Annotated in this window: 14 protein-coding genes; 7 read left to right on the top strand and 7 right to left on the bottom strand. The window is 70.2% G+C overall.

The features are described from left to right. Positions 1-58: 58 nt before the first annotated feature. A complete protein-coding gene (locus FBQ73_RS11285; RefSeq protein WP_170218843.1) occupies positions 59-727 on the bottom strand; it encodes a TetR/AcrR family transcriptional regulator in 669 nt (222 codons plus the stop codon). Positions 728-1,000: 273 nt separating this feature from the next. Between FBQ73_RS11285 and FBQ73_RS11280 the strand changes: the two genes are divergently transcribed. Continuing rightward, a complete protein-coding gene (locus FBQ73_RS11280; protein WP_138399562.1) occupies positions 1,001-1,468 on the top strand; it encodes a DUF3574 domain-containing protein in 468 nt (155 codons plus the stop codon). 87 nt (positions 1,469-1,555) lie between these two features. Continuing rightward, complete coding sequence (locus FBQ73_RS11275) at positions 1,556-2,269, top strand: sulfate transporter family protein (protein WP_138399561.1); 714 nt, start codon at positions 1,556-1,558, stop codon at positions 2,267-2,269. 58 nt (positions 2,270-2,327) lie between these two features. On the opposite strand, the gene FBQ73_RS11270 is transcribed toward FBQ73_RS11275, so the two are convergent. The 6 genes from FBQ73_RS11270 to tsaD all read right to left on the bottom strand — a co-directional run bounded on the left by FBQ73_RS11270 (position 2,328) and on the right by tsaD (position 8,710). Further along, positions 2,328-3,686, bottom strand: coding sequence for an ABC1 kinase family protein (locus FBQ73_RS11270; RefSeq protein WP_138399560.1), 1,359 nt, complete (start codon positions 3,684-3,686; stop codon positions 2,328-2,330). A 29-nt stretch (positions 3,687-3,715) separates the two neighbouring features. Next, positions 3,716-4,213, bottom strand: coding sequence for a DUF6790 family protein (locus tag FBQ73_RS11265; protein WP_138399559.1), 498 nt, complete (start codon positions 4,211-4,213; stop codon positions 3,716-3,718). Positions 4,214-4,298: 85 nt separating this feature from the next. After that, positions 4,299-5,357, bottom strand: a complete 1,059-nt coding sequence (locus FBQ73_RS11260) for a hypothetical protein (RefSeq protein WP_138399558.1) — start codon at positions 5,355-5,357, stop codon at positions 4,299-4,301. A 98-nt stretch (positions 5,358-5,455) separates the two neighbouring features. Further along, the gene (locus tag FBQ73_RS11255) at positions 5,456-6,385 is read right to left on the bottom strand and encodes a histone deacetylase family protein (RefSeq protein WP_138399557.1); all 930 of its coding nucleotides are present in this window, start codon (positions 6,383-6,385) and stop codon (positions 5,456-5,458) included. 243 nt (positions 6,386-6,628) lie between these two features. Continuing rightward, positions 6,629-7,633 (bottom strand): NAD(P)H-dependent glycerol-3-phosphate dehydrogenase, encoded by a 1,005-nt coding sequence (locus FBQ73_RS11250; RefSeq protein ID WP_138399556.1) that lies wholly within the window; start codon positions 7,631-7,633, stop codon positions 6,629-6,631. A 6-nt stretch (positions 7,634-7,639) separates the two neighbouring features. Further along, the gene (tsaD, locus tag FBQ73_RS11245) at positions 7,640-8,710 is read right to left on the bottom strand and encodes a tRNA (adenosine(37)-N6)-threonylcarbamoyltransferase complex transferase subunit TsaD (protein WP_138399555.1); all 1,071 of its coding nucleotides are present in this window, start codon (positions 8,708-8,710) and stop codon (positions 7,640-7,642) included. 106 nt (positions 8,711-8,816) lie between these two features. Here tsaD and hemC point away from each other — a divergent pair, with 106 nt between their 5' ends. The 5 genes from hemC to lepA all read left to right on the top strand — a co-directional run bounded on the left by hemC (position 8,817) and on the right by lepA (position 16,188). Then, positions 8,817-9,770 (top strand): hydroxymethylbilane synthase, encoded by a 954-nt coding sequence (gene hemC / locus FBQ73_RS11240; protein ID WP_138399554.1) that lies wholly within the window; start codon positions 8,817-8,819, stop codon positions 9,768-9,770. 302 nt (positions 9,771-10,072) lie between these two features. Then, positions 10,073-10,771 carry a uroporphyrinogen-III synthase gene (locus FBQ73_RS11235; RefSeq protein WP_138399553.1) on the top strand — a complete coding sequence of 233 codons (699 nt, stop codon included), beginning with the start codon at positions 10,073-10,075 and terminating at the stop codon, positions 10,769-10,771. Positions 10,772-10,883: 112 nt separating this feature from the next. Continuing rightward, positions 10,884-12,509, top strand: coding sequence for a COG4223 family protein (locus FBQ73_RS11230; RefSeq protein ID WP_138399552.1), 1,626 nt, complete (start codon positions 10,884-10,886; stop codon positions 12,507-12,509). After that, a complete protein-coding gene (locus FBQ73_RS11225; protein ID WP_138399551.1) occupies positions 12,506-14,209 on the top strand; it encodes a heme biosynthesis protein HemY in 1,704 nt (567 codons plus the stop codon). Before FBQ73_RS11230 ends, FBQ73_RS11225 begins: the two co-directional genes overlap by 4 nt. Positions 14,210-14,382: 173 nt before the next feature. Continuing rightward, a complete protein-coding gene (gene lepA / locus FBQ73_RS11220) occupies positions 14,383-16,188 on the top strand; it encodes a translation elongation factor 4 (protein WP_138399550.1) in 1,806 nt (601 codons plus the stop codon). Positions 16,189-16,267 lie beyond the last annotated feature (79 nt).

The following is a 16,267-nucleotide window of genomic DNA, read 5'->3' as shown; positions in this document are numbered from 1 at the left end:
GCATGAACGTGACGGAAGGCGGGTGCGCTGCCGCTTGCGGTGGGCTGTGGCATTGCGGTCACGCCTCAGCCCCCACCGGCGCCTGTGCATCGGGGGCGAGCATGCGCTTGACCAGCTGCGCGAAGGCCGGCAGCCGTTCGGCAAGCCGCCACTGGGGATGCAGCTGATGGTGGAGCAGCACGCCGTCGCCGATGATCTGGAGCAGCAGAACCACCGTGTCGAGGTCCAGCGCCGGGTCGATTTCGCCCTGGGCCACCGCATTGGCAAGGGCCGCCTTCAGCTGGACGCGGCTCTCCTCCTCATGGGGCTCAACGGCGGCGCGCAGGTCCGCATTGCGGATGGCCTCGGCCATGACCTCGGGGCCGAGCCGCGCCGTGGCGAGGCAGCCTTCCTCCATCATGGCGGCGGTGCAGTCGGTCAGGGCGTCGAGTACGGACGGCGCCTTGGAGACGGTGTCGAAGAAGGCGAGCCGCTCCGCGCGCTCCCCCTCCACGATGGCGGCGATGAGGGATTCCTTGGAGGGGAAATAACGGTAGAGCGCGCCGGGGCTCATGCCCGCCTCGGCGCAGATCTTCTGCATGGAGGCGCCGTGGAAGCCATCGCGGGAGAAGCAGGCCACTGCGGCATCAAGGATGCGCTGGCGCTGCTCTAAACGATGGTCCGCCCGGCTCGCGGGCCTGGCGGATGGGGGGGATTCGGCTGGCGGGGCCACGGTGGAAGAGGTCATGGGCAAAGGGGTCCATCCGGCTGCGGAGCGCCGAAAGTGCTGAGAGCGAATGTTCGTTCGCATTATCATGCTGCGGTGCGGCGAGCAAGAGTGAACGTTCGTTCGCGTCTCGGGCGTCTTGGGATCGTGATGAAGCAGGCGCGGTGACAGGGGGCCGTCGCCACGCCTGTCTCTTGACGCTTCTGCGCATTTTTTCGCTGTCGCCGGGTTGCAAGCCGGAGTGGCGTCGATTGAATCGGGAGGACGAATCCTCGCCCCCCATCCGGAGCGTCCATGCCCCGATCGCCCTTCGCCTTTCTGGTCGTCGCCGCATTGGCGGTGGTTGTCGCCGGCCCGGCCGCGGCGCCGGCCCGTGCCGAGCAGGCCGCCCCCGAACAGGTCGCCCCCGTGATCCTCGCGCCGGGCCTCACCGCCGACCTGCTGGAGACCAAGCTGCTGTTCGGCCTTGCCAGCGCCGATGGCAGCGGGGTCAGCGAGCAGGAATGGGCGCGCTTCCTTGCCGAGGAGGTGACGCCGCGCTTTCCCGATGGCCTCACCGTCGTCGCCGCCTACGGCCAGGTGAAGGGCGAGGCCCACGGCACCGCGCAGGTGGTGCAAGAGAACATGCGCCTCGTGCTCATCTACCATCCCGACACGCCCGAGGCGGTCGCGCGCCTTGCCGAGATCCGGCGCCGGTATTCCGAGCGCTTCCACCAATGGGGCGTGCTGCAGGTGACGAACCGGGTGAAAGTTACCCTTTGAGCGCGCCGCGCCATCTTCGTCCGTTCTGCCCTTGAGCCGTCGCGGCCGGCACCCCACTTCTCGCTTGGTTCAAACCCGGACGGTGCCATGCTCGCTTCTGCCCTGGAAGCCTTTCGCCAGACCTTCTCGCCGCTGTTGCGCGGCATGCTCTTGAAGTCCATGGCGCTGGCGGCGCTGCTGCTGGTGGTCCTCGCCATCGCGCTTGAGGCGGCGCTCACCCATTTCGTGCACGTGCCGTCCTATCCCTGGATCGAGACGACGCTTGCCATCATCGCCGGCTTCGGCCTCGTCTTCGGCATCATCTACCTGATGCCGGCGGTCTCCTCGCTGGTGGCGGGCCTGTTCCTCGACGACGTGGCAGAGCGGGTGGAGAAGGCGAGCTATCCCATGGATCCGCCGGGCCGGCCCCAGCCGGTGCTGCGCTCGCTGTTCTATGCGCTGCGCTTCTTCGGCGTGGTGCTGGCGGTGAACCTTGCCGCTTTGCTGCTGCTGCTGGTGCCGGGGGTGAACATCATCATCTTCTACGTGGCCAACGCCTATCTCATCAGCCGGGAATATTTCGAGCTGGCGGCCATGCGCTATCGCACCCCGGAGGAGGCGCGCCGGCTGCGGCAGGCCCATGGGGTGCAGGTGTTCGTGGCCGGGCTGCTGATCGCGCCGATCCTGTTCGTGCCGATCCTCAACCTCATCCTGCCGGTGTTCGGCACCGCCTTCATGGTGCACTTCCACCGCCGCATCGCCCCGCTCCCGCTGCTGCGCGACCGCGACGGCGCGCTTTTGATCGAGGGGCGGGCGCTCTAGATTTTTTCGTGACGCGTTTTCTTCACGCGAACCGGTGTCCACTTCGCTCGAAAACGCTTTAAAGCCCAGCCGCCCTCAGCGCATCCGACTGGCGTGCGGCCACCTCCTCGGCGGAGAAGTCGCCCATGGCGGCCTCGAACAGGCGGTGGAAATTCAGTTCCGCCTTCAGGTGCAGGAACACGGCGCCGAGGCCTACGGCGGCGCGGTCCATGAACACGAACTCGCGCGGCACCGTCACCGGCCCCAGCTCCTTCAGGGCCTTGTGCACGGTGAAAGCCTCCTTTCGCCCATACTGTCCCGGCGCGACCCCGTCGGCGATGGAGCGCACCCGGTCGTCCATGAGCGGGCCATAGATGAAGCGCGCCCAGATGTTGAGAACGTCGATCAGCTCGCGCTTCAGCCCCTTGAAACCCCAGGTCTCATAGGCATGAACCACGCGAGCCTCGTCGCCGGCGATCAGGCCGCGATAGAGGTCCACCACCCCGGCCACGAAGCGCGGCGGGAAGATGCGCACGCAGCCGTAATCGAGCAGGTTGATGCCCGCCGGGCGGCCACCTTCCGAGAACACGGTGTAATTGCCCAGGTGCGGGTCGCCGTGGATCACCCCGAACCGGCTGAACGGCAGCCACCAGGCGGCGAACATGGCCTCGGCCAACTGGTTGCGCTCCTCCAGCGGATGGTCGGTAAAGGTGAGGATCTTCTCCCCCTCCAGCCATTGCAGCGTCAGCAGGCGCCCGGTGGAGAGATCGTCACGCACCCGGGGCACCCGCACCCGGTTCTCGCTTGCGAGCATGAAGGCGTAGAGGGCGGCGTGGCGGGCCTCGCGGCGATAATCCAGTTCCTCGCGCACCCGCTCGCCGATCTCGGTGGCGATCTCGCGGGTGTCGATGGCCCCATCCATGCGGCGCTGGAGGGAGAACAGGATGTCGAGCTGGGAGAGGTCCGCCTCCACCGCCGCCTGCATGTCTGGATACTGGAGCTTGCAGGCCACGTCCTCGCCGTCCAGCGTCACCGCCTTGTGCACCTGCCCGAGGGAGGCGGCGGCGGCGGGCTGGTGTGAGAAGGACGCGAACCGTGTCTCCCAGTCGCGGCCCAGCTCCGCCATCATGCGCCGGCGCACGAAGGCCCAGCCCATGGGCGGTGCATCGCTCTGCAGCTTCTGCAGCTCGGCGGCATATTCGGGGGGCAGCGCGTCGGGAATGGTGGCCATCAGCTGCGCCACCTTCATCAGCGGACCCTTCAGCCCACCGAGCGCGGCGGTGAGGGCCGCGGCGTTGGAGCTGTCGCGGTCGAGGCCCATGAGGCGGGTGCCGGCGATGCGCGCCGCGACGCCCCCCACATTGGCGCCGACGCGGGCATAGCGGGCGGCGCGGGCGGAAAAGCGGTTGCGTTCGTCGTCGGCGATCTTGTCGGACATAAGCCCCGGCTCGCTGGTTCCGACGGGTTCTACGCGCTGGCGGCCCGGCCGGATCGATAGGTGAGGGCGAGCAGGATGAGGAGCAAAAGCGGCGTCAGCACGTCGGTGTAGAGGATGGGCCCGGCATTGCCTGCGGCATAGTTGCCAGCCTCGGCGATCTCGATCAGGTGGTTGACCGCCGCCCCGCCGAGGAAGCCGGCGGTCATCACCGCCACCGCGAGGCGGAAGCCCCAGTTGGGATAGAAGGCGCCGATGAGGCCGGCGAGGCCGATGCCGAGATTGGCGGCGCCCACCTCGATCTGGAACGGGCTCGTCGCCCAGCCGATGCCCGCCGCCGACCGGGCCGGGAACATGATGTGTCCGAGCGCGGCCCACAGGCCCATGAGGCCCACCGGGAACAGGCAGATGTAGCGCAGCAGCAGCTTCGCCAGCAGGCCCGGCCCGCGCGGCGGCGCGGCGCGGGAGTAGGACAGGGCGGTCAGCAGCAGCACCGCCACATAGGACAGGATCGGGACCCAGAAGATCATGTCATTCCCCCACCATGACCGCGGCCGGAACCTGCCATAGGCCGCGCCCACCCGCCAGGGTCCCGGCGCCGGCCGGCGGGCCGGATCAGGGCGCGAGACGGCGGAAGCCCACCACTCCGGCGTCGGCGTCGAAGAGATAGTCGAAGGCGTTCAGCGCCCGCACGGTGGTGTTGACGAACACCGGCCGACGCCCCCGGCCCACCAGCATCACCGCTTGCGGCACCACCGGGTCGCTCCCGTCGCCCACCGTGAAGGCGTAGGCGGGCGCTGAGGCGCCGGGGCCGGGGGAGACGGCGAGGCGCGTGCCATCCGCTACCACCGGCGCGCCGCGCGCGGTAAGGGCCGCAAGGCCGTCGGTCTGGGCGTCCGGCAGCGACAGGAACATATTGGTGACGCCGGTATCCATCAGCAGCGTGCCGCAGGCGGCGGGGGGGCGGCCGGCCAGCGAGAGGCAGGCCGGCGTTGCCGCCCAGTCGCCGGTTTGCGGGTCGGCGGCGAGCTTCACCTGTGCAAAGCCCTGCGCGGCACCGCTCGAAAGCCCCACCGTCACGGACTGCCGGCGCACCACATAGTCGCGCCCGAGGGCGCCGGGCTGGCCGGGCGTGCCCATGCCCGGCACATTGAGGAAGGGGTTGCGCTCCGGCGTCGCGCCGGGCTGGAGATCGCGGCTGCGGGCAAAGCCGATGCCCAGCATGGCCACGCGGCGTGGCGCCTCCTGCGGGCGGCAGGAGCGGGCGCGCTTCAGGCAGTCGATGCGGGTAACGGCGAGCACGCGGATGGGGCGGGTGGTGACGCGCGAGCCGTCCGCCCCGGTCAGGGTCACCGGCGTCTCCACATAGACCCCGCGCATGACGCGACCGGAGGAGGAATAGGTCAGTTCCCCCGGCCCGAGCTGCGGCAGTGTCTCGAACCCGGCGATGGAGGTGGCGGACACCACCACGCCGGTGGAGCCGGTGTCCATCACCGCCCGGTGGATTTCGCCGCCCACCGACAGGCCGAGGGTCGGCGGTCGGCGGATCGGCGCGCCGTCCGCCGGAGCATTGAGATAGGGCAGGGTGACGGCCTGCTGGGCCGCCACCCTTCCCGCCAGCAGGAGGGGCAGAGCGAGGGCGAGGAACACGGCGGGCGAGCGGAAACGGTTCACGGCAAAGGGTCCTCGGATCACGACGGCGTGTTCCTCAAGGCCTGGAGAAGGTGGCTCCGAAGCCCGCCGCCCTAAGGTCCCCCCCAAACCCCCGCCGTTCAGCCGTGCATGAGTGCGGAAACGTGGGCGGCGGCCGAGGAGGCGAGGCCTTCCAGGTCATAGCCACCTTCCAGCACCGAGACCACGCGGCCCTGGCAGGAGGCGTCCGCAACTTCCATCAGCCGGCGGGTGACCCAGCCGAAATCGGCATCCACCAGGCGCAGGGAGGCGAGCGGATCGCGGATATGGGCGTCGAAGCCGGCCGAGATCAGGATCAGGTCCGGCGAGAAGGCGGTGATGCGCGGCAGGATGCGCGTTTCCATGGCCTCCTTGAACACCGCCCCGTCGTCGCCCGAGCGCAGCGGGGCGTTGACGATGGTGTTGGCGTCCCCGGTCTCGTTCACCGCGCCGGTGCCGGGATAGAGCGGCATCTCGTGGGTGGAGCAGTAGAGCACGCTGTCGTCCGTCCAGAAGATGTCCTGGGTGCCGTTGCCGTGGTGCACATCGAAATCCACGATGGCGACGCGGCTTAGGCCGTATTTCGCCTGGGCATGGCGGGCGGCGATGGCCACCTGGTTGAGCAGGCAGAAGCCCATGGGCTTGCGCGTCTCGCAATGGTGGCCCGGCGGGCGCATGGCGACGAAGGCGTTCTGCACCTTGCCCTCCAGCACCTCGTCCACCGCGTAGCAGGCGCCGCCCACCGCGCGCAGGGCCGCTTCCCAGCTGCCGGGAGACAGCACCGTGTCCGAATCGATGCGCACCAGCCCGTCCTTGGGCGAGGCCTCGCCCAGCGCGTCCACGAAGTCGGCCGGATGAACGCGGATGATGTCCTCGCGCGCACCGAGGGGGGCGAGGTCGCGGATGAGGTGGGTGAATTTTTCCTGCTCGAAGATACGGTCGAGGGCGCGCAACCGGTCCGGCCGCTCGGGATGTCCGGGCGGGGTCACATGGTTGAGGCCGGCAGGATGGGTAACGAGCAGCGTGTGCATGAGCCTTGGCGTCTCCCTGAGCCGTGCGTGTCGGCCGTGGCATGGTTTGCGGCGTTTTCGCCTGTTGTTCTTGACATACCATATTCCAGCGCGTCCGGCAGGATGTTGCGCCGGATCAAGAAGCGCTTCCGACCAAAGGCGTGGATACTCCGCGCCCATCGCATGGCAGAGGCGACGGGCTTCGATCGGCGCGGGTGGCGCAGCTCCAGTACCGCGTGGGCTTGAGGCCAACGGGCGCTGGTCTCAGCCCTCCGCGCGCTGGGGCCGGGCCATGAGGGCCTCGATGGCGCCGTCGATGGAGAGGCGGCCCTGCAGCACCCCGTCCACCGCCGCGCTCACCGGCACATCCACGCCCTTGGCGCGGGCCATCTCCACCAGTACCGAGGCGGTGAAGGCGCCTTCCGCCAGCTTGTCGCCGGTGGCCGTGCCCGCCCCCAGGGCCTGGCCGAAGGCGAAGTTGCGCGATTGCGGGCCGGAGGTGGTGAGGATGAGGTCGCCGAGGCCCGACAGGCCGGTGATGGTCTCCGCCTTGGCCCCATAGGCGCGGCCGAAGCGCATCAGCTCGGCAAAGCCCCGCGCCACCAGCGCCGCCGCCGCGCTCGCCCCGAGCCGGCGGCCGGAGACGATGCCGGCGGCAATGGCCAGCACGTTCTTGGTGGCGCCACCGATCTCCGCGCCGCGCACATCGGTGGAATGATAGAGCCGCAGCGTCGATGAGCCGAGCGCCGCGGCCAGCTCCGCCGCCAGCTGCGCGTCATGGGCGGCGAGGGTGACGGCGGTGGGTAGGCCGGCAGCCACGTCGGTGGCGAAGCTGGGGCCGGAGAGCACGGCCGGGCGCGCGCCGGGCATGGCCTCGGCAATCACCTCGCTCATGAAGGCGCGGGTGCCGCGCTCGATGCCCTTGGCGCAGGAGATCACCGGCAGGCCGTCGCGGGCCAGCGGGGCGAGCCGCGCCAGCGTTGCGCGGCAGGCCTGCGCCGGCACCACCAGCAGCAGGGCGTCGGTTGAGGCCACGGCGGCGAGATCCGCGGTGGGGGTGACTGCGGGATCGAGGGCGATGCCCGGCAGGTCCGGCCGGTTCTCGCGTAGCTGCGCCATCTCGACCATGGCGGCGGCATCGCGGCCCCAGAGCACCACTTCATGGCCCGCCTGCCCGCCCTGGCGGCCGGCGCGGGCGGCGGCATTGGCGAGCGCGGTGCCCCACGCGCCGGCACCCATGACGCCGATGCGCCGGTAAGCAGCAGCCATCGCGCGTCAGCTCCGGGCGTTGGCGGAGGCGGCGGCCAGGGGGTCCAGCGGCCAGCGGGCGCGCGGGCTGAAGTCCAGCCGGTCACGCATTCCGCGTGACAGCCGCTCGGCCCCGGCCCAGGCGATCATGGCGCCGTTGTCGGTGCACAGCTCCGGCGACGGCATGGCGAAGCGGGTGTTCAGCTCGGCGGCCACCTTGGCCAGGGTCTCGCGGATCATGCCGTTGGCGGCCACGCCGCCGGCCACCACGAGGGCGGTGGGGCCACGGCCCAGCCGGTCGCGGAAGGCGCGGGCACCGGCGCGCACCCGGTCGGCGATGAGATCGACCACCGCCGCCTGGAAGCTGGCGCACAGGTCCGCCACGTCGTCGTCCGAGAGCGGGGCGAGGCGGTCCGCCTCCAGCCGCACGGCGGTCTTCAGGCCCGAGAGGGAGAAGTCCGGCTCGCGCCGGCCCATCATGGGGCGGGGAAAGGCGAAGCGGCCGGCATAGCCGAGCCTGGCCTGCGCCTCCACCTGCGGCCCGCCGGGATAGGGCAGGCTCAGCATCTTCGCCACCTTGTCGAAGGCCTCGCCCACGGCGTCGTCCAGGGTGGTGCCGAGGCGGGTGTAGCGGCCCACGTCCTCCACCGCCAGCAGCTGGGTGTGGCCGCCGGAGACAAGGAGCAGCAGATAGGGGAAGGCGACGCCGTCGGTGAGCCGGGCGGTCAGCGCATGGGCTTCCAGATGGTTCACCGCCACCAGCGGCTTCTTGGCGGCGAGCGCGATGGCCTTGGCGGTGGTGAGGCCGACGATGACGCCGCCGATGAGCCCCGGCCCCGCCGCCGCCGCGATGCCCGACAGCTCGGAATAGTCCGCATTGGCCTGGCGCATGGCCTCGGCGATGACGTGGTCGAGGATCTCCACATGGGCGCGCGCCGCGATCTCCGGCACCACGCCGCCATAAGGCGAATGGATCTCCACCTGCGAGCGGATCACGTTGGAGCGGATGTCGGACGCCCCCGAGGGCGAGCGCGCCACCACCGCCGCCGATGTCTCGTCGCACGTGGTCTCGATGCCGAGCACCAGAAGATCGGCCACGCCCTCACCCTCCCAGATCCGTTCTTTCGCGGTATCTCGCTATGGCGCCGCTGCGCCCGAACGCCGCTCTATCCCATTTCGATTCCGTCGCGCATTGTACGCCGCCATGAGTGAGAATACGAAATCCGTTTACCATTCCGTCCACCCCCGTTTGCGCATCGGCACCCGTGGCAGCCCGCTGGCCCTGTGGCAGGCCCATGCGGTACAGGCGGCGCTCGCCGCCGCGCTGGGGGTTGAGAAGGAGGCCATCGCCGTGGAGGTCATCAAGACCTCCGGCGACCAGATCCAGGATCGCGCGCTATCCGAGGCGGGCGGCAAGGGGCTCTTCACCAAGGAGATCGAGGAGGCGCTGCTGGATGGCCGTGTCGACCTCGCCGTGCATTCCGCCAAGGACGTGGCGACGGTGCTGCCCGATGGCCTGCACCTGGCCGGCTACCTGCCGCGCGCCGATGTGCGCGATGCCCTGATTATGAAGTCCGGCGCGGCGCTGGCGGACCTGCCGGCGGGCGCGAAGGTGGGCACCGCCTCGCTGCGGCGGGAGGCGCAGTTGCGCCGCATCCGTCCGGATCTGAAGGTGGAACTGCTGCGCGGCAACGTCCACACCCGCCTCGCCAAGGTGAAGGACGGGGATTTTGACGCCACCTTGCTGGCGCTGGCCGGCCTCACCCGCCTCGGCATGGCGCAGGCGGCGAGCTGCGTGCTCCCGACCGATGATTTCCTCCCCGCCGTGGGGCAGGGGGCGGTGGCCATCGAGTGCCGCATCGCTGATCCCGATACCAATGCCGCCATCGCCGCCATCGCCTGCCGCGACACCGGCATCGCGCTGGAGGCGGAGCGGGCCTTCCTCGCGGCGCTGGACGGCTCCTGCCGCACCCCCATCGCCGGCTTGGCCACGGTGGACGGGGAGAATGTGCGCCTGCGCGGCCTCGTCCTGTCGCCGGACGGCAGCGATGCGGCGGAGATCGCGGAACTGGCGCCCATCGCCGACGCGGCCCGCCTTGGCGCGGAATGTGGGGCCAGCCTGAGGACCAGCGCGCCGGCGCGGGCATTGGGGCTTTAGGGGGGCGCGTAGATACCTTCGGTGTTCGGAGGTGAAACGGGTTGGTTGGGCAGGGACCAGCGTAGAACCCTCTCCCGCTTGCGGGGGAGGGCAGGGTGGGGGCAGAGCCTTCTCCACCGTCCCGCCGCCGGGCTTATCTCCCAGCGCCTTGCCCCCTCCCCAACCCTCCCCCGCAAGCGGGAGAGGGGGCGCCAGCGTGAAGAGGACCACCGGCGCGGACCAAATTCTTCAGGGCCCGCGCCCGCCCATATTTTTATCGGCCGCTCTTTTCGAGCCCGGACACGTCTTTTGCTGAGGCCGCCATGCATATTCTCGTCACCCGTCCGGAGCCTGCCGCCTCCCAGACTGCCGAGCGCCTGCGCAAGCTCGGTCACGCGGTGACGGTGGACCCCATGCTGCGCATCGCCCCCACCGCGCCGGTGCTGCCGGAGGGGCCGTTCGACGCGGTGGCCTTCACCTCCATCAACGGGGTGAAGGCGTTCGCGCAGCATCCGCAGGGGCCGGATTTCTTCCACCTGCCGGCCTTCGCCGTCGGCCCGCGTACCTCCAAGGAGGCGCGCGCCATCGGTTTTGCGAACGTCACCGACTGCGATGGCGACGCATCGGCCCTCGCCGGGCGCATCGCCGGGGCGCTGCCGGCCGGGGCAAAGGTGCTGAATCCGGCGGGCGAGGACCGGGCTGCGGACCTCCAGGCGCTGCTGGCGGCGCCGGGCATCACACTGGAGCTCGCCATCGTCTATGCCGCCCAGCCCGCCGATGCGCTGAGCGGGGAGGCGCGGGCGGCGCTGGCCAGCGGAACCGTGACGGCAGCTTTGCACTTGTCCCAGAGAACGGTGAAAACACTGCTCAAGTGTGTCGCCGTCGCCGGCCTTAACGATCGGTTGATCGAAGTGCGCCAACTGTGCCTGTCGGAGCAGGTGGCCGAGCCGTTCGTGAAGGCCGGACTGAAGGTGGAGGTGGCCACGGCGCCCAACGAGGATGCGCTTCTCGCCCTGCTGTGACGCGGCTGTGACATGACCTTGCGCAGCGGGGCTGTTGCGGTGCGACGCGGGGCGGTTTATCCGGAACCGGTACAGCGGATCCGAACTCACGATGGAGGCACGAGAGACGCCTATGGCGAGCGACGATCCGAAGGCGGAGGGCTTCGCGTCCCGCCCGTCCCGCACCCCGCCCACGCTGGACCTGAAGGCCGAGGAGGTCGCGACCGCTTCGGGCGCGCCCGGTGCGACCGCAGCCCAGGGCATCGGCACCCAGGTGCCCGGCAAGGACACCAAACCCGCCGGGGTCGACACCAAGCCGGTGGAGGCCAAGCCGGCTCCGTCCATGCCGGTCGAGCCCAAATCCGCCGATCCCCAATCGTCCGATCCCAAGCCTTCGAGCACCGTGTCGACCGGGCCCAAGCTCTCGGACGCCAAGCCGGCAGATATCAAGCCATCTGACGCCAAGCTGTCCGATGCCAAGCCATCCGAGGCCAAGCCGGCGGGATCGAAGCCGGCCGAGGCCGTTGCCTCCGGCGAATCGGCCGCGGGGGCGAACACCGCCGCCAGGGCGGCCACGCCTGCGCCGGCCCGTTCGGGCAATGGCGGCGCGGTGTTTGCTGGGCTGATTGCCGGCATCATCGGCGGCGGCGCCGTGGCCGGCGGCCTGTGGTATGCGCTTCCGCAATTCTTCCCGCCGCCCGCGCCCGTGGTGGAGCCGGCCCCGGTGGTGAACCTCGCGCCGCTGCAAAGCCGCATCGCGGCTCTGGAAACGCGTCCGGTCTTCGATCCGCGTTCCATCGCCGCCCTGTCCGAGCGTCTGGAGCGCAGCGAGGCGAGCCTGAAATCCCTTGAAGCCACCGTGGTGGCGCTGAAGTCCGCCCCGGCCCCGACCGGCACGTCCGCCCCGACTCAGGCTCAGGCCCCCGTGCCCGCCGTGCCGCCGGGCCTGCTGAAAACGGTGGACGACCTGAAGGCGAGCAGCGAGGCGACGCGGGACGCGCTCGCCACCGCCCGCCGCGACATCGAGGCCCTGCGCACGGTGGAGACCAATCTCCATACGGCGGTGGCCGCAGCCACGGCCGGCGCCCAGCAGGCTGGCGCCCAGGCGCAGGCGCAGGTTCAGGCCCTCGCCCAGTCCCTCACCCCCAAGGTGGAGGCCGTCGGCCCGCGCCTCGATGCGCTGAAGGCGCAGATCGAGGAGGCGACCGCCGCCGCCACCGCCTTCAACCGCGCGGCCGCCGGCCTCGTGGTGCTTTCCACCTTCCGCGATGCGGTGGTCTCCGGCCGGCCGTTCGCGGCGGAGCTGGCCGCCGCCCGCACCACGCTGGGGCCGGCCGCCGGCCAGCTCGATCCGTTCGCCGCGGCGGCGGCGGCGGGCTATGCGGCGCCGTCCAAGCTCGCCGCCACGCTGGCGCAGCAGGGCGCCGCCGCCATCGCCGCCGAGCGGCCCGCGCCCGCGCCGGTGGATTCCTCCGCCTCGCTGGTGGACCGGCTCCTGGCCTCGGCCGAGAGCCTGGTGAAGGTGCGCCCGGTCACGGGTCCCGGCTCGGTGGATCTTGAAGGCCTCATCGCCACCGCTGTCGGTCAGCTGAAGGCCGGCCAGCTGGATGACGCCCTCATCACGCTGAAGAAGCTGCCGGACCCGGTGCAGGCTCGCCTTGCCGTGATCCGCGAGATCGAGGCACGCACCGCTGCGGTGCGTGTCGCCGGGACGCTCTACCAGCAGCAGCTCGCCGCCATTTCGAGGAAGGTGCCGTGATCCGCCTCGTCCTATTCCTGCTCCTGCTCGTCGCCATCACCTTCGGCGTCTCCTGGCTGGCCGACCGGCCGGGCGAGGTGACGGTGGTGTGGGAAGGCGTCGCCTATGGCACCACCGTGCCCGTGGCGCTGGCGGTGATCGCCGTCGTCGCCGGCCTCATCCTGATCCTGTGGCGTATCCTCTCCCTGCTGGTGCGCTCGCCGAAGATCATCGCCGCCTTCTCGCGACGCCGCCGGCGCGAGAAGGGCTGGAACGCGGTGACGCGCGGCCTGCTCGCGGTGGGCATCGGCGACAATGCCGCCGTGCGCCAGGCCCGGCACGATGCCGCCCGCCTCTTGCCCAACGAGCCGCTCACCCACCTGCTCACCGCCCAGGCAGCGCAGCTGGATGGCAAGCACGAGGTGGCGGTCGCCGCCTTCCGCGCCATGGTGGACAAGCCGGAGACGCGCCTGCTCGGCCTGCGCGGCCTGCACATGGAGGCGCGCAAGGCGGGGGACAAGGTGGCGGCCTACGCCATCGCCGAGGAAGCCGCCTCCGCCGCGCCGACCCTGGGCTGGGCGGCGGATGCCGTGATCGAGGCGCGCTGTGCCGCCGGCGATTATGCCGGCGCGCGCGGCGTGCTGGAGCGCCAGATGGCCCTCAAGGGCATCGACAAGGCCCAGTACCGCCGTCGCAAGGCGGTGCTGCTGGCCGCCGAGGCCATCGCGCTGGAGCATTCCGACCCGCTGGTGGCACGGGAAAAGGCGGTGGAGGCGGTGCGCCTCGCCCCCACCCTCGTGCCTGCCGCCGCCTGCGCCGGCCGCCTGCTGGGCGCCGCCGGCGAGCTGCGCAAGGCGGCCAAGGTTGTGGAGACCGCGTTCGCCACCAATCCCCATCCCGAGTTGGCGGACGTGGAGGCCTATCTGCGGCCGGGCGACGCAGCGCAGGATCGCCTGAAGCGCATCCGCACCCTGGTGAACCGGGCGCCCAGCCATCGCGAGAGCGCCATCGCCCTGTCCCGCGCCGCCATCGATGCGCAGGAATTCGCCCAGGCCCGCCTGGTGCTGGAGCCGCTGCTGGCCGAGCCGAGCCAGCGCGTCTGCCTGCTCATGGCCGAACTTGAAGCCGCCGAACATGCCGATATCGGCAAGGCTCGGGAGTGGACCGCGCGCGCCGTGCGGGCCAATCGCGACCCGGCCTGGATCGCCGACGGGGTGGTGTCCCACGCCTGGGCGGCGGTGTCGCCGGTGTCCGGAAAGCTCGACGCCTTTGTGTGGGAAGTGCCCCCCGGCGTCTCCGCCACCCCGATCCTGGAGCATGAGGCGGAGCGGGTGAAGGCGGCCATCGCCGCCGTCCGCGCCAGCGAGGAGGCCAAGGCTGCCGTCGCCGCCGCCGAAGCGGCTGCCCTTGTTGCAGCCGCCGAGGCGGAAGCCGCCGCGCTCACTCCCCCCAAGGAGGAGCCGAAGCCGGAGCTGGTGGTGGTGCCCGAGCCGGAACCGGCGGTGGTCGTCGCTCCGCCACCTCCCGTAAAGCCAGCACCCGTAACGCTTTCCCCGGAGCCGGTGCCGGCCCCCGCCGCAGCGGCGAACGGGAAGGGGAAGCCGGCGCGGCCCGCCCCCATCGTCGCCCTGCCGCCGCTGCCGGATGATCCGGGACCGGAGGGGGAAACCCCCGACGAGCCGGAGACACCCGGCAAGAAGCGCCGCCTGATGGGGCTTTGAGGGCCGTTTTGTCCTGATCCTGTCGAGACGGGCGCGCGCGTCCGCCAGACGGCGGTGGTGCGCGCCCCTGCGAGGATTGCCGTCGTGCGGGCGGGGCTCGTGCCACCCCTTCTCCCGCCCTGCGCCGGCCCTGCCGCCTTGTGGCGAACCCGCGCCGATGCTATGCGGCGCGGATGACCGCCACCGCCCAGAAGAACATTCGCAACTTCTCCATCGTCGCCCACATCGATCATGGGAAATCGACCCTCGCCGACCGCCTGATCCAGATCACCGGCGGTCTCACCGAGCGGGAGATGACGGATCAGGTGCTCGACAGCATGGATATCGAGCGCGAGCGCGGCATCACCATCAAGGCCCAGACCGTGCGCCTGTCCTACAAGGCGCAAGATGGCGAGACTTACATCCTCAACCTCATCGACACCCCCGGGCACGTGGACTTCGCCTATGAGGTGAACCGCTCGCTCGCCGCCGTTGAGGGCTCGCTGCTGGTGGTGGACGCCTCCCAGGGCGTGGAGGCGCAGACGCTGGCCAACGTCTACCAGGCCATCGACAACAACCACGACATCGTCCCGGTCCTCAACAAGATCGACTTGCCCGCCGCCGAGCCGGAGAAGGTGAAGGCGCAGATCGAGGACGTGATCGGCCTCGACGCCTCCAATGCCATCGGCATTTCCGCGAAGACCGGCCTCAACGTGGACCAGGTGCTGGAAGCCATCGTCACCCGCCTGCCGCCGCCTATGGGCGACCGCGCCGCGCCGCTGAAGGCGTTGCTGGTGGATTCTTGGTACGACACCTATCTCGGCGTGGTGGTGTTGGTGCGCATCATCGACGGCGTTCTGAAGAAGGGCCAGCGCATCAAGATGCTGGGCTCCGGCGCCGTGAACGACGTGGACCGCGTCGGCGTGTTCACCCCCAAGATGGTGGCCATGGCCGAGCTTGGCCCCGGCGAGATCGGCTTCCTCACCGGCTCCATCAAGGAAGTGGCCGATACCCGCGTCGGCGACACCATCACGGAAGAAAAGCGCCCCTGCGCCGACATGCTGCCGGGCTTCAAGCCGGCGCAGCCGGTGGTGTTCTGCGGGCTGTTCCCGGTGGATGCGGCGCAGTTCGAGGATCTGCGCGCCGCCATGGGCAAGCTGCGCCTGAACGACGCCAGCTTCTCCTATGAGATGGAGACCTCCGCCGCGCTGGGCTTCGGCTTCCGCTGCGGCTTCCTCGGGCTCTTGCACCTGGAGATCATCCAGGAGCGGCTGGAGCGCGAGTTCAACCTCGACCTGATCGCCACCGCGCCCTCGGTCATCTACGAGATCCAGATGACCGACAATTCGGTCATCGACCTGCACAATCCGGCGGACATGCCGGATGTGGTGAAGATCGAGGAGATCCGCGAGCCGTGGATCCGCGCCACCATCCTGACCCCGGACGAGTATCTCGGCTCGGTGCTGAAGCTGTGCCAGGACCGGCGCGGCAACCAGATCGAGCTGACCTACGTGGGCGCGCGGGCCATGGTGACCTATGACCTGCCTCTCAACGAGGTGGTGTTCGACTTCTACGACCGGCTGAAATCCATCTCCAAGGGCTACGCCTCGTTCGACTACCAGATCACCGAGTACCGCGCCGGGGATCTCGTGAAGATGTCCATTCTGGTGAATTCGGAGCCGGTGGACGCCCTCTCCATGCTGGTGCACCGCGCGCGTGCCGACGCACGCGGCCGGGTGATGTGCGAGAAGCTGAAGGACCTGATCCCCCAGCATCTGTTCAACATCCCGATCCAGGCCGCCATCGGCGCCAAGATCATTGCCCGCGAAACCATCAAGGCCCTGCGCAAGGACGTGACCGCCAAGTGCTACGGCGGCGACATCTCTCGTAAGCGCAAGCTTCTGGACAAGCAGAAGGAAGGCAAGAAGAAGATGCGCCAGTTCGGCAAGGTGGAGATCCCGCAGGAGGCCTTCATCGCCGCGCTGAAGATGGACGAATAGGGCGCGCACCTGTCCCGTATCGGCCTGAGCGCGGTCCCGCACCGCACCCGGCCGCTGGCCCGTCTCTTGCTTGAAATCC

Source organism: Xanthobacter autotrophicus, assembly GCF_005871085.1.
GTDB classification, from domain to species: Bacteria; Pseudomonadota; Alphaproteobacteria; order Rhizobiales; family Xanthobacteraceae; genus Xanthobacter; species Xanthobacter autotrophicus.
Note: the sequence above shows the minus strand (reverse complement) of the source record. Positions and strands in the feature narration are given on the sequence as shown.